Source organism: Falsiroseomonas ponticola, from assembly GCF_016805305.1.
GTDB classification, from domain to species: domain Bacteria; phylum Pseudomonadota; class Alphaproteobacteria; order Acetobacterales; family Acetobacteraceae; genus Falsiroseomonas; species Falsiroseomonas ponticola.
The window spans coordinates 252,915-267,727 of record NZ_JAERQN010000007.1 but is presented as its reverse complement, the minus strand read 5'-3'; the positions used below and the strand labels follow the sequence as shown (position 1 = coordinate 267,727).

The window sequence follows — 14,813 nt, the reverse complement described above, 5'->3', positions numbered from 1 at the left end:
ATCAGGGGGGGGTCCCGCGCATGTTCCGCCCAAGCGGGCCTGCCCTTGACCGGGCAAGGGCTGCCTTGACCTTGGCCAGGATTTCGTTGCGTCCATGATGTATTTCGCCCGCTGGAAGGCGCTCGCGGTGGTTGGCGTGTGCCTCCTCGGCATGCTGCTCTCCGTGCCCAACGTGCTGCCCCGCAGCGTGCTGCCGGATTGGGTGCGGCAGATCAGCCTCGGCCTCGACCTGCGCGGCGGCAGCTACCTGCTGCTGGAGGTCGATACCTCCGCCATGGTGCGCGAACGGCTGGAAACCCTGGTGGATTCGGTCCGCCGCGGCACCGCCTCGGCCAATCCGCGCATCCTCTATACGGGGCTGAGCGCCAACCAGGCGGAGCGGCGCATCACGCTCCGCGTCTCCGACCCCGCCCGCGCCGCGGATGTCGCGCGCCTGCTGCGGGAAGCCGCCATCGCGGTGCCCACCGGCGCCGGCGCCACCCAGCCGGATATCGAGGTCACGACCAGCCCCGACGGCACCGTGACCGCGACGCTGACGGAAGTGGCGCTGCGCGCCAAGGCCGGCGGCGCCGTGGAGCAGTCGATCGAGATCGTCCGCCGCCGAATCGACGAGACCGGCGTGGCCGAGGCCCTGATCGCCCGCCAGGGCCAGAACCGCATCCTGGTCCAGCTGCCGGGCGTGGAGGATCCCGCCCGGATCAAGGACCTGCTGGGCCGCACCGCCCGCATGACCTTCCACCTGGTGGATGAGACGGCGAATTTGCAGGCCCCCACGCCGCCGGCCGGCACCATGTTCCTGCCCGGCGACCGCGGCCAGGAACGCTTCGCCGTGCGCCGGCGCGTCGAGGTCGATGGCGCCAACCTGACCGATGCCCGCGCGGGACAGGATGGCCGGACCGGCGAATGGGTGGTGAACTTCGCCTTCGACAGCATCGGCACCCGCCGCTTCGCGGAGATCACGCGCCAGAATGTCGGCCGCCCCTTCGCCATCGTGCTCGACGAACGGGTCATCACCGCCCCCGTGATCCGGGAAGCCATCACCGGCGGCCGCGGGCAGATCAGCGGCAGCTTCGATGTCCGCGGCGCCAACGACCTGGCCGTGCTGCTGCGCGCCGGCGCCCTGCCCGCGCCGCTGACGGTGGTGGAGGAGAGGACCGTCGGGCCGGAGCTGGGGGCGGATGCGATCCGCGCGGGCCTGCTCTCGCTCGCCGCCGGGACGCTCTTCGTCTTCCTCTACATGGGCCTCGCCTATGGCTTCTTCGGCTGGCTCGCCAACATCGCGCTGATCGCCAACGTCATCATCATGGTCGGCATCCTGACCGTGATCGGCGCCACCCTGACCCTGCCGGGCATCGCCGGCATCGTGCTGACGCTCGGCACCGCGCTCGATGCCAACGTGCTGATCAACGAACGGATACGGGAGGAGACGAAACTCGGCCGACCACCGCTCAGCGCGCTGGAAGCCGGGTTCAGCAAGGCGTCCGGCACCATCATGGACAGCAACCTGACGAACCTCATCGCCATGGGTTGCCTCTATGCCTTCGGGTCCGGCCCGGTGAAGGGCTTCGCCGTCACCGTCGCCATCGGCACCATCGTGCAGATGTACACCGCGACGGTGGTGGTGCGGCTCATGGTCTCCATCTGGTACCGCCGGCGCCGCCCGGCCGTGCTGCCGACGTAAGGGCACGCGTCCATGTTCCGCCTGCTGGCACGCCCCCTCTTCCGCCTGGTCCCCGACAACACGCGCATCCAGTTCATGCGCGGCGCGGTGCTGGGCCTCATCGTCTCCGCCATCCTGTCCACCGCCTCTGTCATCCTCGCCTTCTATCCGGGGCTGGAGCGCGGGATCGACTTCAAGGGCGGCATCATCATGGAGGTCCGCACCCCGCAGGTGGCGGACCTCGCCCGCGTCCGCGGCGCCGTCTCCGCCCTCAACCTCGGCGATGTCGGCGTGCAGGAATTCGGCGGGCCCGACCAGCTGCTGGTCCGCCTGCCCGTGCAGGGGGATGAGGCCGGGACGCAGCGCGCCGTGAACGCCGTGCGCGCGGCGCTGGAAGCCACCACCCCCGGCACCCGCGTCCTGCGGGTGGAGGCGGTCGGCAACCGCGTCTCCGGCGAGCTGTTCCGCGGCGGCATGATCGCGCTCGGCATCAGCCTGCTCGCGATGCTGCTCTACATCTGGTTCCGCTTCGAATGGCAGTTCGGCATCGCGGCGATCATCACGCTGATCCTGGATGCCACGAAGACCGTGGGCTTCCTCGCGCTGACGCAGATCGAGTTCAACCTGCAGACCGTCGCCGCGATCCTCACCATCATCGGCTTCAGCGCCAACGACAAGGTCGTGGTGTTCGACCGGATGCGGGAGAATCTGCGCAAGTTCAAGCAGATGCCGCTCAGGGAGCTGGTGGACCTCAGCATCAACGAGACGCTGAACCGCTCGCTCGGCACGTCGATGACGCTCTTCCTCTCCGCCATGCCGCTGGCGCTGTTCGGGGGCGATACGCTGGGCGGCTTCGCCTGGACCATGCTGTTCGGCATCGTCGTCAGCGCCTCCTCCTCCGTCTTCATCGCCGCGCCCATCGTGCTCTTCACCGGGGCGAAGTCGCTGCGGCGGGAAACGGCGGCGGTGCCGCAGGCGGCCACGCCGTGACCGTGCTCCCCCGCCGCGCGATGCTGCTGCTGGCGGGGGCGTCGGCCCTGCCCGGCCCGGCGCTGGCCAGCCGCCGCAACCCGGTGGAGTTGCTGGTCGGCGCGCCGGGCGGGTCGCCGGCCGATCTCTGGGCGCGCAGCGTCGCGCCCTTCCTGGAACGCTGCCTGCCGCGGCTGACGCTGACGGTGCGCAACCATGCCGGGCGGTCGGGCCTCGAAGCGGTGGCCCTGCTGGCCGCCGCCAGGCCGGAGCAGAAGCTGATCGGCGTCGTCACCACGCCCCTCCTCCTCGCCCGCGCGGTGGAGGCCGGGGAGGTTTCGCCGGTGGAGCGCATCGCGCCCCTGGCCGCGGTGATCGAGGAAAGCATGGTGCTGGTCGGCGCCCCCGCCGGCCCGCCCGACGTGGCGGCGCTGCGCGCGCTCGGGGACCGTGGCACGCTCGGCACGCCGCCGCCCGCCAGCGCGGCGCATTTCGCGGGGATGCGGCTGGAAGGGCGGCTCGACCTCGCGCGCCTCGCCTTCCCCTCCGCCGCCGCCGCGCGCCAGGCCGCCATCTCCGGCCATGTCGCGGCCGCCATGCTCGCCATGCCGGATGCCATCGCCGCGCTGCGGGAGGGCAAGCTGGTCGGCATCGGCATCGCCGCCAGCCGCCGCAGCACCCTGGTGCCGGAGGTCCCGACGCTGCGCGAGCAGGGGCTCGACCTCGTCGCCGCCGCGCAGCGCGGATTCGCGCTGAACCCGGCCGCGCCGGACGCCTTCCGGGCCGGGCTGCTGGCCGGGCTGGAAACCATGGCGGCCGATCCGGATTTCGCCGCCCAGGCCGCCAGCCTCGGCCAGAATGCCCGCTTCCTGGGCCCGGAAGCCTGGGGCCGCGTGCTGACCCGGGCGGATGGGGAACTCCGGCGGCTCTGGGCCGAGGAACCCTGGCTGCCCCGCCGCGCCTGATCCTGGCGCCGCGCCCCGTTCCTGCCGATTCCACGCTGATCGCTGGCCCCCGGGCGGATGACTCCCCCCGGTGCCGCATTCCGGTCAGCAAAGCCCCGTCACCACCATAAAGAATTTTTTTTCGCGGCAATTGAGACGTCGTGGCAATGGCGGCCGAGCCTTGCTACACGTCTCAGGCGCGCCCCGCCCTGCCGTTGCGCGCCATGAAGGCCGCCCCATGCCGGCGGCCGGGGAGACAGCGACTTGATGCTCAGGCGCTCCCGCCGCGCCATGGCGGAGCCCGGTACGGTCCTTCTGGTCGCCAGCGACCCGCTGGTGATCGCGGCTGCCCGCGATGCCGCCCAGCGCATGGCCGGCCCGCCCACCGTCCTGGTGACGACGGGCGCGGAAGCCCTCGGCCACCTGGTCGGCCCGGGGATCGCCCCCCGCCACCTGGTGCTGGAAGGCGGCGAGGGCCTGCGCCATAGCCCCGCGCTGATGAGCGCGCTGCGCGACCCCTTCAGCGGCACCGGCGTCGTCGTCGTCCATCGCCCCGGCCTGCCCGCCACGCCCGGCCTGCGCAGCGTCGATGCCGAGGGCGCCGCGCTGGCCGATGCGCTGGTCGCCGGCGGCACGCCGGGGGAGATGCCGGCAAGCGACGTGGCGGCCCTGGCCGCCGGGCTCGACCGCGGGGAGATCACCGTCCGCTTCCAGCCCATGGTGCGCATGGCCGATCGCCGTCCCGTGCTGGTGGAGGCGCTGGCCCGGTGGGAACGCCCAGCCGCGGCGCTGGGTGCCGACCGCTTCATCGCCATGGCGGAGCGCGAAGGCCTGGCCACGCGGCTGACCCGCGCCGTCGCGCGGCGGGCCCTGCGGGAACTCGCCGCGCTGGGCGCGCCGCAGCGGCTGCGCATGTCCTTCAACGTGCCGCTCTCCGTCCTGCTGGAGGGCGACATGGCCTGCTGGCTGGATTCGGAGGTCCGGGCCGCCGGCCTTTCGGCCGATTCGCTGCTGCTGGAACTGACGGAGAGCACCGAGGTCCGCGACACCGCCCTGCTCCGCCGCGCGCTGACCCGCCTGGCCCGGCGCGGCTACGGCGTGCTGCTGGATGACCTCGGCCTTGATGACCACCGGCGCAGCCTGCTGGCCCTGCCCTTCGCCGGGGTGAAGCTGGACCGCAAGCTGGTGCTCGCCATGCCGCGCAACCGCCGCGCCCGCGCCACGGTGGAGGCGCTGGTCCGCCATGCGCGGGCCCGCGGCATGGTGGTGGTGGCGGAAGGGGTGGCGGACAGCCTGACCTGGCGCGCCGCCGCCGCCGCGGGCTGCGACGTGGCGCAGGGCTTCGGCGTCGGCCGCCCCCTACCCCCGCCCGCCCTGCCCGCCTGGGGCGCCGCCTGGCGGGCGAGCCTGGGCTGACCTACCGGCCGTAGGCCTCCCGGTACAGCGCCACGATCTGGTCCGCATCCGGCACGCGCGGGTTGTTGCCCGGGCTGCCGGAGGCCAGCGCCTGCTGCGCCATGGTCGGCAGCAGCTTGTTCCACTTGTCCGCATCGATCCCGAAGCCGGCCGGCGTCGGCACCTTGAGGTCGTGGTTCAGCGCGCGCAGCTCCTCCACCAGGCGCTGCGCGGCCGACTGGTCGCCCTCCTGCTCCGTCGCGATACCCATCACGCGCGCGGCCTCCGCATAGCGGGCGCGGCCGGCTTCCAGCCCGAAGGCGGTGACGGCGGGCAGCAGCATGGCGTTGGAGAGGCCATGCGGGACGTGGAAATGCGCGCCGACCGGCCGCGACATGCCATGAACCAGCGCGACGCTGGCATTGCTGAAGGCAAGGCCCGCCAGGGTCGCGCCGCGCATCATCGCCTCCCGCGCCTCGGCGTTGGAGGGATCGGCCCAGACGCGGCGGAGATTGGGGGCGATGAGGCGCATGGCGCTGCGGGCATAGTCGTCGGAGACGGCATTGGCCCGCTTGCTGACAAAGGCCTCCAGCGCATGGGTCAGGCTGTCGATGCCGGTATCGGCGGTGATGCGGGCGGGCAGGCTGAAGGTCAGCTCATGGTCCACCACGGCGGCCAGCGGCAGCGCGCCGAGGCCCGCGATCAGCATCTTCTCGTCGCTCACCGTGTCGGTGATGACGGTGAAGCGCGTGGCCTCGCTGCCCGTGCCGGCCGTGGTCGGCACGCAGATGACGGGCACGGCGCCGGTATTGGCGGCGGCGGGCACCTTGAAGGCGCGGATATGCGTGCCGGGCGGCGCGGCGGCGAGGATCGCCATGGCCTTGGCCGTGTCCATCGGGCTGCCGCCGCCGAAGCCGACCAGGCAGTCGTAGCTGCCCGCCTTCAGCACCGCGACGCCGGCCTCGATCACCGTATCCGTCGGGTCCGGCACCGTCTCGCTGAACACGGCGAAGGCGAGGCCCGCCTGCCGCAGCGGCGCCAGCGCGCGCTCCACCATGCCGGAGGAGACCATGAAGGGATCGGTGACCACGAGCGGGCGAGAGAGGCCGAGCTGCGCCAGCACCTCCGGCAGCTTCGCCACCGACCCGCCGCCCATCAGCATCAAGCGCGGCGCCACCAGCTGCATGACCATCGCTGCGATCCCTCCCCGTTGCGGGCCGCAGAGTAGGAGGGGCGGCGCGGTCGCGCTACCGCCCGGCGCGGCGTTCCTTCGCGGCGGCGTAGAGGGCGAGGCGACGGCTCGCGAGCGCGGACAGCCCGTCGCCGGCCTCGGCCTCGAAGGGCGGCAGCGTCTCCGCCAGGTGGCAGGCCACGCGCGCGCCGGCGGCGATATCGCGCAGCACCGGCTCCTCCTGCCGGCAGACATCCTGCGCGAAGGGGCAGCGCGTGTGGAAGCGGCAGCCCGGCGGCGGGTTCATCGGGCTCGGCACATCGCCGCCGAGCGGCGTGACCTGGCCGCGACGGCGCGGATCGGGATGCGGGATCGCGCGCAGCAGGGCACGGGTATAGGGGTGGCGCGGCGCCGCGAAGAGGTCCCGCTTCGGGGCCGTCTCCACGATCTGGCCGAGATACATGACGGCCACGCGATCGGCCATGTGGCGCACCACGGCGAGGTCATGCGCGATGAAGAGGTAGGAGAGGCCGAACTGCCGCTGCAGGTCCTTCAGCAGGTTCACCACCTGGGCCTGGATCGACACGTCCAAGGCGCTGACGGGCTCGTCGCAGACGATGAGGTCGGGCTGCACGGCAAGGGCTCGCGCGATGCCGATGCGCTGGCGCTGGCCGCCGCTGAATTCATGCGGGTAGCGCTGCGCGTGGAAGGGCGCGAGGCCAACGAGGCGCAGGAGTTCCTGCACGCGCGCCTCCCGCGATTTCGCATCGCCGATGCCATGCACCTCCATCGGCTCCGCGATCGTCTCGCCGACGCGCAGCCGCGGGTTGAGGCTGGCATAGGGGTCCTGGAACACGACCTGCACGCGGCGGCGCAAGGTGCGCAGCGCGGCGCCCGAGACTTCCTGGCCATCGAAGCGGACGGTGCCGGAGGTCGGCTCGATCAGGCGCAGCACCAGGCGCGCGGTGGTGGATTTCCCGCAGCCGGATTCGCCGACCAGCGCCAGCGTCTCGCCACGCTCGATGCGGAAGGAGACGCCATCCACGGCGCGCACCGTGCCGACCTGCTTCGCGAGCACGATGCCCTGGCGGACGGGGTAGTGCTTGGTGAGGTCCGTGACCTCCAGCAGGCTCATGGCGTCAGCTCCACCGCGCTTTCGACGGGCGCGCGGATGCAGGCGGCGAAGTGGCCGGGCTCGATCGCCTCCAGCGGCGGCTGCGCCCTGGTGCAGGCCTCGATGGCGAAGGGGCAGCGGGGGTGGAAGCGGCAGCCCTGCGGCAGGGCGAAGGGCGGCGGCACCGCGCCCTCGATCGCCAGCAGGCGGTCGCGATCCTCATCGAGGCGCGGGACCGAGCCGAGCAGGCCGAGCGTGTAGGGATGCTGCGGGCTGCCGAAGAGATCGCGCGCGGAGGCGCGTTCCGCGACGCGGCCGGCATACATCACCGCCACCTCATCGGCCATTTCCGCGACCACGCCGAGGTCATGGGTGATGAGGATGATGGACATGCCGGTTTCCTGCTGCAGGTCCCGCAGCAGGTCGAGGATCTGCGCCTGCACCGTGACGTCGAGCGCCGTCGTCGGCTCATCCGCGATGAGGAGCTTCGGCTTGCAGGCCAGCGCCATCGCGATCATCACGCGCTGGCGCATGCCGCCGGAGAGCTGGTGCGGAAATTCGTCATAGCGCCGCGCGGGCGCCGGGATGCGCACGCGTTCCAGCGCGGCGATGGCGCGGTCGCGGAGTTCGGCGGCGCTGGCGCGCGGATCATGGGCGCGCATCGCCTCCGTGATCTGCAGCCCGATGGGGTGCACCGGGTTCAGGCTGGTCATCGGCTCCTGGAAGATCATCGCCACCTGGCCGCCACGCACGGCGCGCATCTCGGTGGTGGAGAGGGTCAGCAGGTCCCGCCCTTCCAGCAGCACGCGCCCCGCGGCGACGCGGCCTGGCGCCGGCACGAGGCGCATGACGGAAAGCGACAGCATGGACTTGCCGCAGCCGCTCTCCCCCACGATGCCGAGGGTACGGCCGCGCGGCACGGTCAGGTCCACGCCATCGACCGCGGCGATATCCCCATTGGCGCTGCGGAACACCGTCCGCAGCCCCTGGATTTCGAGGAGCGGGGTCACGACCACCGGAAGGTCGGCGGGCTCGACACCTCGACCGGGCGATGCGCCCAGTCCTGCGCCGGCGCGCGGTCGATGATGCGCTTCTGCGCCTCGTTGAGATGCTCGGCGGCGGCGGCGTAGTCCATGGTCAGCACCTGGCCATCGGCCACGACCTTGATGCCATCGACGAAGACATCCTTCACCGCGCGGTCGCCCGCCGCATAGACCAGGCTGCGGACGGGATCGCGGGATGGGCGCATGCGCGGATGCGTGACGTCCACCAGCACGAAGTCGGCGCGGGCGCCGGCGACGAGGCGGCCGATATCGTCACGGCCGAGCGCCTGCGCGCCGCCGACCGTCGCGGCGTCGAACAGCTCCGTCGTCGTCATGCTGCGCGGGTCGTTCGCCTGGGTGCGGGCGAGATAGGCGACGAGGCGCATCTCATCCAGCATGTTGTGCGGATAGGTATCCGTCCCGAGGCCCATATTGACGCCGGCGCGCTTGTAGCGGCCGAAATGCTTCAGCGTGATGCCGCGGCGCGCGAAGACGGTCGGGCAATGCGCGACGGTGGTGCCGGTCTCCGCCAGGCGCTTCATGTCGGTATCCGTCCACCATTTCGTGGAGGGATGGTCGTCCAGGAAGATGCCGTGTCCGATGATGCTGCGCTCGCTCAGCAGGCCCATGCTGTCGAGCCAGCCGATCGGCGTCTTGCCGTGGCGGCGCGTGATCTCGTGGAACTCGACCACCGACTGCGCGGCATGGATCTGCCAGGACAGGCCGCGCTTGCCGGCTTCCTGGAAGCTCTCCTTCAGCAGCGTGTCCGTGCAGGTATCGATCTGCGCCGGCACGACCATGCCGAAGAGGCGCCCGGACTCATGCTGCTCCGCGCGCTCGATCAGCGACAGCGCCTCCGCCATCGCCTTCTCGCCGGCAGCCTCGTCCCATTCATATTCGACAACATGGCCGTTCTTGGTGAACCACTTGGCCGATTTGAACATGGGCGCGATGCAGACGCGCATGCCCGATTCCGCCAGCAGATCCATCCAGCCCGGATGGGCCATGGACAGGTCCGCCACCGTCGTGACGCCGGACAGCAGCAGTTCCGACAGCGCGACGCGCACGCAGGACGGCACCGCCTCCGCATCCGCGCGGAAGATCGGCATGAATTCGTAGAGCGAGGAATTGTAGAGCCCGGGGCTGCCGATCTCATCGATCAGCCCCTTGTTCATCGGTTCGCTGGAGGGGTGCGAGTGGATGTTGACGAGGCCGGGCATGACCATCAGGCCGCGTCCGCTGATCTCCTCCTCCGCCGGGCCGGTATAGCCCCGGCCGACGAAGGTCAGCGCGCCGCCCTCGAACGCCACATCGGCGTCCGAGAGGTAGGTGTGGCTCTTCGTCGAGGCATCCCAGGCGACGACGAGGTCCGCGTTGCGGATGACGGTGATGGCCATGCCCGTTGTCTCCCCCTTGCTTATCGCACGATCCGCATGTCCAGCGCCTTGTAGACGCCGATGCCGTAGAGGCCATGGGCGCGCACGCCGGTCACGCGGTTGCTGTTGCCGACATAGAGATTCTCCCGAGCCGTGGTCAGCCAGGGCGCTTCCTCCGCCAGCTTGCGCTGGAGCAGGGCGAGCGCGCGGGCGCGCACGGCGGGATCGGTGGCGCTGCGCGCCTCATCCAGCCAGGCATCCGTCTCCGGGTCGTTCCAGTTCATCCGGTTCGGCGTCGGCCGCGCGCGGCTGTGCCAGTAGAGCGCCAACGCATCGCCCGCGGAGAAGTAGGGGTAGGAGAGGAACAGCGCGTCGAATTCCTGCGTCGCCATGCGGCCCCAGGCCACGGTGGCGTCGAAGAGCTGGACGCGCATCTCGATGCCGACGCGGCGCAGCGCCTGCTGGATAATCTCGCCCTGGCGCTGGTTCTCCAGCGTGTTGATGCCGTAGGTCAGGAAGGTGGCGCGCTGGCCGTCCTTCACGCGGATGCCGTCGGACCCCATGCGCCAGCCGGCCTCATCCAGCGTGCGCGCGGCGGCGGCCGGATCGAAGCGCGGGACCAGCGTGTCCGACTGCGCGTCGTAGTCCAGCGTGTTGGGGTTGACGATGTTCAGCGCGGGCTGGGCGTGGCCGAACCAGACGGCGCGCACCAGCGCGGCGCGATCCACCGCCTGGTGGATGGCGCGGCGCACGGCGCGGTCGCTGACCACCGGCTTGTCCACCTTGAAGCCGAGATAGTAGTCCCAGAAGTAGTTGGGCTGCGTCGTCACCGTCACCGTCGGCACGCGGCGCACGCTGTCCACCGCCACCATCGGGATGTACTGCGTGACATCGGCCTGGCCGGTCTGCAGCGCGGCGAGGCGCGCGGTGGCTTCCGGCACCACGCGCCAGACGATGCGCTCCACATGGGCGGGGCCGCGATTCTCGAAGATGGGCGGGCCCCAGCGATAGGTGGGGTGGCGCGTCAGCACCAGCTCGCTGCGCGGCGTCCAGCTGGCCCAGCAATAGGGGCCGGTGCCGTTGAAGCCCTGGGTGCCGAAATTGTCGCCGAGGCGCTCCACCGTCGCGCGGTCGATGATGCCGGCGAAGAAGAGCGTGAGCTGCGACAGCAGCTCGCTGAAGGGCGCGTTGAGTTCGTATTCGACGGTGTAGGGATCGACGGCGCGGATCTCCTTCACCGGGCCGGCGCGCCAGGCGACGGGGCTGCGCGTGGCGGGCGAGATCCAGCGGTTGATGGAATAGACGACGTCCTCCGCCGTCATCGGCTTGCCGTCGCAGAAGGTGACGTCGCGGCGGAGCCGGAAGGTGTAGAGCTTGCCGTCCTCCGACACCGTCCAGCTTTCGGCCAGGCCGGGGCGGATGGTGCGGCCATCCCAATCCATGCTGACCAGCGTGTCGGTCATCAGCGTCACGATCTCACCGGCGCCGCGGGCGGTGCTGCGGTGGAGGTCATAGCGGTCCGCATCGATCTCCCGCATGAAGACCGCGGTGTTGCGCGGCGTCTGTGCCCCCGCGGGCAGCGCGGGCAGCGTCGCGGCGATGGCGGCGGCGGCGATCATGCCGCGGCGGAGCAGTCCGGTTCTCATGCTTGGTTCTCCCTGCTTGGTTCTAGACGCGGAGCCGGGGATCGAGCGCATCGCGCAGCGCATCCCCCAGCACGTTGAAGGCGAGGACGATGACGAAGATCGCGACCGAGGGAATGACGCTGATATGCGGCGCGAAGAACAGAAAGGTGCGGCCCTGCGCCGCCATGGCGCCGAGTTCCGCGATCGGCGCCTGCGCGCCGAGGCCGAGGAAGGACAGCGCCGATCCCAACAGAATCACCTGGCCGAAGCGCAGCGTGGCGAAGACGAGGATGGGGGAGAGGCAGTTCGGCATCAGGTGCCGCCAGATCAGCCGCGCATCGCCCATGCCCTGGGCGCGCGCGGCCTCGATGTAATCGAGCCCCAGCACGACGAGCGCGGTCGATCGCGCGATGCGCGCCATCAGCGGCACGGTCGCGACGGACAGCGCGATCACCACCGCCGTCACGCCCGGCCCCGCGATGGCCGCGATGGCCAGGCCGAAGAGGATGGCGGGGAAGGAGAGCATGATGTCCGCCAGCCGCATCAGCAGCCCGTCCACGCGCCGGTAATAGGCCGCGCAGAAGCCGATCAGCACGCCGAGCACGCCCCCGAAGGCGAGGCTGAGCGCCCCCATCGTCAGGGTCACGCGCAGGCCGTAGAGCAGGCGGGAGAGCATGTCCCTCCCCTGCCCATCCGTCCCCAGCAGATAGGCTCCGCCCGGCGGCTGCATGATCGCCATCAGGTCGGTCTCATAGGGATCGTAGGGCGCGAGCCATGGCGCCAGCAGCGCCGCCAGTACCGTGACGGCGACCAGCGTGGCGGAGACGGCCGCGGCGGGTTCCCGCAACAGGACACGCAGCGTGGAGGGCCGCGCGGGGGGCTGCACGCCGCTCATGCCGCGCGCACCCGCGGATCGAGCACGCCGTAGAGGAGATCGACGGTCAGGTTCACCAGGATGAAGCCGAGTGACAGGACGATGATGGTGCCCTGCGCCATCGGGAAATCGGAGGACAGGATGGCGCCGACCGCGAGGCGCCCGACGCCGGGCCAGGAGAAGACCGTCTCCGTCACCACCGCGCCGCCGAGCAGGAAGCCGATCTGCAGGCCGATCAGCGTCACCACCGGCACCATCGCGTTGCGCAGCGCATGGCGCAGCACGACGATGCGCTCCGGCAGGCCCTTGGCGCGCGCGGTGCGCACATGGTCCGCGCCCAGCACATCCAGCACCGCGGTGCGCGTCATGCGCGCCACGGGGCCGACGAAGACGCCGCCCAGCGTGATCGCGGGCAGGATGACGGCGCGCAGCCCCTGCCAGGTCCAGAGCGGCCCCTCCCGCCCCGTGAAGGGAAGCCACTGCCATTTGAAGCCGACGAACCAGATCAGCACCAGGCCGAGGAAGAAGACCGGCACGGAGACGCCCGCGACGCTGATCGCCATGACCACGCGATCGATCAGCGAGCCGCGCCAATAGGCGCCGATGGTGCCGAGGAAGAGGCCGAGCGGGATGGACCAGACGAGGCTCGCCACCATCAGTTCCAGCGTCGGGCCGATGGTGGTGCCGAGTTCCTGCGCGACGGGCACGTTGTTGATGATGGAGACGCCGAGGTCGCCCTGCGCCAGCCGCCCGAGATAGAGGAAGAACTGCAGCCAGAGCGGCTTGTCGAGGCCGAGGTCGCGGCGGATCGCCTCGATGATCTCGGCGCTGGCATTGGGCCCCGCGCGGACCACGGCGGGGTCGGTCGGCACCACCTGCATCAGCAGGAAGCCGACAAGCAGCACGCCGAACATCACCGGCACGGCCAGCAGCAGGCGCTGGACGGCGTGGCGCAGCATCAGGCGGCCTCCCCATGCCGGTCGAAGATCACCGTGCCGCCCCGCAGCGTCAGGTCCGCGCGTGTGTCGTGCAGGATCTCCTCCGGCGTGCTGGAGAAAATGTCGTGGGACAAGACGGCGATGTCGGCCATCATGCCCGGCTCCAGCGTACCGCGGCGATCCTCCGCGAATTGCGTATAGGCGCCGCACCAGGTCTGGCAGTGCACGGCCTGCTCCACCGTCAGCGCTTCGCCAGGCCCCATCACCGTGCCGCGGCTGGTCTTGCGGGTGATCATGGTGAAGAGGTTGATGAAGGGATCCACGGTGGAGACGGGGCAGTCGGAGGATGCGGCGGGATGGTGCCCCTCCTCCAGCCAGGTCCGCATCGGATAGGCATTCTCGCTGCGCGGCAGGCCGAGGTTGCGGATGTAGAGGTCGCCGAATTCATACATGAAGACGGGCTGCGGCACCGGCAGGATGCCGCGCGCCTTCATGCGTCGCATCTGGTCGCGGTTGAGGAAGCCGCAATGCTCGATGCGGTGGCGGCGGCCGGCGAAGGGATGCGCCGCGCTATCCGCGGCCTCCATGCCCACCAGCACCTGCTCGATCGCCGCATCGCCGATGGCGTGGATGTCGAGCTGCCAGCCCTGCTCATGGTAAAGCTTGAGCAGCGCGTGGATCTTGTCGTCCGGGAAGGTGAAGACGCCGGTGCCGCCGCCGGCGCTTTCCAGGTAGGGATCGAAGAAGGCCGCGGTCAGGCCGCCCGCGCTGCCATCGGCGAAGACCTTCACCGCGCCCCAGCGCAGCATGTCGTCGCCCTGGTTCGGGCGCAGCCCGGCCTCCCAGGCCTGCTGGGCGATGCCCTCCGGATTGCCGGCCAGCACGTTCCACATCCGCAGCGGCGAACGCCCGGCGGCGAGCGCGGCGTGGAAGGCCTCGACCTCCGCCATCCCCGCGGTCATGCCGACATTCATGTCGGTTGCGCTGGCGAAGCCGAAGGAGGCGAGGTGGTTGCCCGCGCGCTCGATCGCCGCGACCAGGGCTTCCGCATCCGGCGGCGGGATCACGTCCCGCACCAGGCGCATCGCGCGTTCCTGGAACAGGCCGGTCAGCGCGCCGCCCTTGCGCTCGATCACGCCGCCTTCGGGATCCGGCGTGTTGTGGCCGACGCCGGCGGCGCGCATCGCGGCGGTGTTGGCCACGCCCATATGGCCGCAGGTGCGGACGATGAAGACGGGATTGTCGGGCGAGACGGCATCCAGCTCCGCCGCCGTGGGATGGCGGCCGATATCGAGTTCCGCGTGGTCATAGCCGCGGCCGAGCACCCAGGCGCCCTTGGGCGCGGCCTTCGCGGCCTCCCCGATGCGCTTCAGCGCCTCATCCAGCGTGCGCACCTGCTCCGCGCGCAGATTCACGCCGGCCAGCGCCAGGCCATAGGGCAGCAGGTGCATATGCGCTTCGTTGAAGGCCGGGATGGCGACGCGGCCGGCGAGGTCGATGCGCCCTGCGCCCGGTGCGGCGGCCTCCACCTCGGCCAGCGAACCGACCGCCAGCACGCGCCCGTCGCGGATGGCCATCGCCTCCGCGAAGCCACTGGCCAGGCCGCGGAAGATGCGCCCGCCGGTGAAGATCATTTCGCTCATCAGGCCGTACACCGCATACCGTTTTCCGCGCCGCACAAGATGAAGGGACTGTCAGGCGACG

12 protein-coding genes are annotated in these 14,813 nt (G+C 71.1%); 4 read left to right on the top strand and 8 right to left on the bottom strand.

The annotated features are described in order from the left end of the window. Positions 1-94 precede the first annotated feature (94 nt). From secD to JJI54_RS20705, 4 genes are all read left to right on the top strand, one after another. Positions 95-1,681 (top strand): protein translocase subunit SecD, encoded by a 1,587-nt coding sequence (gene secD, locus JJI54_RS20720; protein WP_203074963.1) that lies wholly within the window; start codon positions 95-97, stop codon positions 1,679-1,681. Between the two features lie 21 nt (positions 1,682-1,702). Next, on the top strand, positions 1,703-2,650 hold the full coding sequence (gene secF, locus JJI54_RS20715) for a protein translocase subunit SecF (RefSeq protein ID WP_456305608.1): 948 nt from the start codon (positions 1,703-1,705) through the stop codon (positions 2,648-2,650). Then, positions 2,647-3,594, top strand: coding sequence for a Bug family tripartite tricarboxylate transporter substrate binding protein (locus JJI54_RS20710; RefSeq protein WP_203074961.1), 948 nt, complete (start codon positions 2,647-2,649; stop codon positions 3,592-3,594). Before secF ends, JJI54_RS20710 begins: the two co-directional genes overlap by 4 nt. A gap of 246 nt (positions 3,595-3,840) precedes the next feature. Next, positions 3,841-4,989, top strand: a complete 1,149-nt coding sequence (locus JJI54_RS20705; protein ID WP_203074960.1) for an EAL domain-containing protein — start codon at positions 3,841-3,843, stop codon at positions 4,987-4,989. A 1-nt stretch (position 4,990) separates the two neighbouring features. Here the strand turns inward: JJI54_RS20705 and JJI54_RS20700 are convergent, their stop codons facing one another. Genes JJI54_RS20700 through JJI54_RS20665 form a run of 8 tightly spaced genes read right to left on the bottom strand, consistent with a single transcriptional unit; the run spans position 4,991 to position 14,752 of the window. Beyond that, positions 4,991-6,160 carry an iron-containing alcohol dehydrogenase gene (locus JJI54_RS20700; protein WP_203074959.1) on the bottom strand — a complete coding sequence of 390 codons (1,170 nt, stop codon included), beginning with the start codon at positions 6,158-6,160 and terminating at the stop codon, positions 4,991-4,993. Between the two features lie 55 nt (positions 6,161-6,215). Continuing rightward, positions 6,216-7,274 (bottom strand): ABC transporter ATP-binding protein, encoded by a 1,059-nt coding sequence (locus tag JJI54_RS20695; protein WP_203074958.1) that lies wholly within the window; start codon positions 7,272-7,274, stop codon positions 6,216-6,218. Next, positions 7,271-8,263, bottom strand: a complete 993-nt coding sequence (locus JJI54_RS20690) for an ABC transporter ATP-binding protein (RefSeq protein ID WP_404817627.1) — start codon at positions 8,261-8,263, stop codon at positions 7,271-7,273. The genes JJI54_RS20695 and JJI54_RS20690 overlap by 4 nt, the downstream gene beginning before the upstream one ends. Continuing rightward, complete coding sequence (locus JJI54_RS20685; RefSeq protein ID WP_203074956.1) at positions 8,260-9,693, bottom strand: amidohydrolase family protein; 1,434 nt, start codon at positions 9,691-9,693, stop codon at positions 8,260-8,262. Before JJI54_RS20685 ends, JJI54_RS20690 begins: the two co-directional genes overlap by 4 nt. Positions 9,694-9,713: 20 nt before the next feature. Beyond that, positions 9,714-11,318, bottom strand: coding sequence for an ABC transporter substrate-binding protein (locus JJI54_RS20680; RefSeq protein ID WP_203074955.1), 1,605 nt, complete (start codon positions 11,316-11,318; stop codon positions 9,714-9,716). 22 nt (positions 11,319-11,340) lie between these two features. Then, positions 11,341-12,192, bottom strand: coding sequence for an ABC transporter permease (locus tag JJI54_RS20675; RefSeq protein WP_203074954.1), 852 nt, complete (start codon positions 12,190-12,192; stop codon positions 11,341-11,343). After that, positions 12,189-13,130, bottom strand: a complete 942-nt coding sequence (locus tag JJI54_RS20670; protein WP_203074953.1) for an ABC transporter permease — start codon at positions 13,128-13,130, stop codon at positions 12,189-12,191. Before JJI54_RS20670 ends, JJI54_RS20675 begins: the two co-directional genes overlap by 4 nt. Then, a complete protein-coding gene (locus JJI54_RS20665) occupies positions 13,130-14,752 on the bottom strand; it encodes an amidohydrolase (protein ID WP_203074952.1) in 1,623 nt (540 codons plus the stop codon). Before JJI54_RS20665 ends, JJI54_RS20670 begins: the two co-directional genes overlap by 1 nt. Positions 14,753-14,813: the final 61 nt, after the last annotated feature.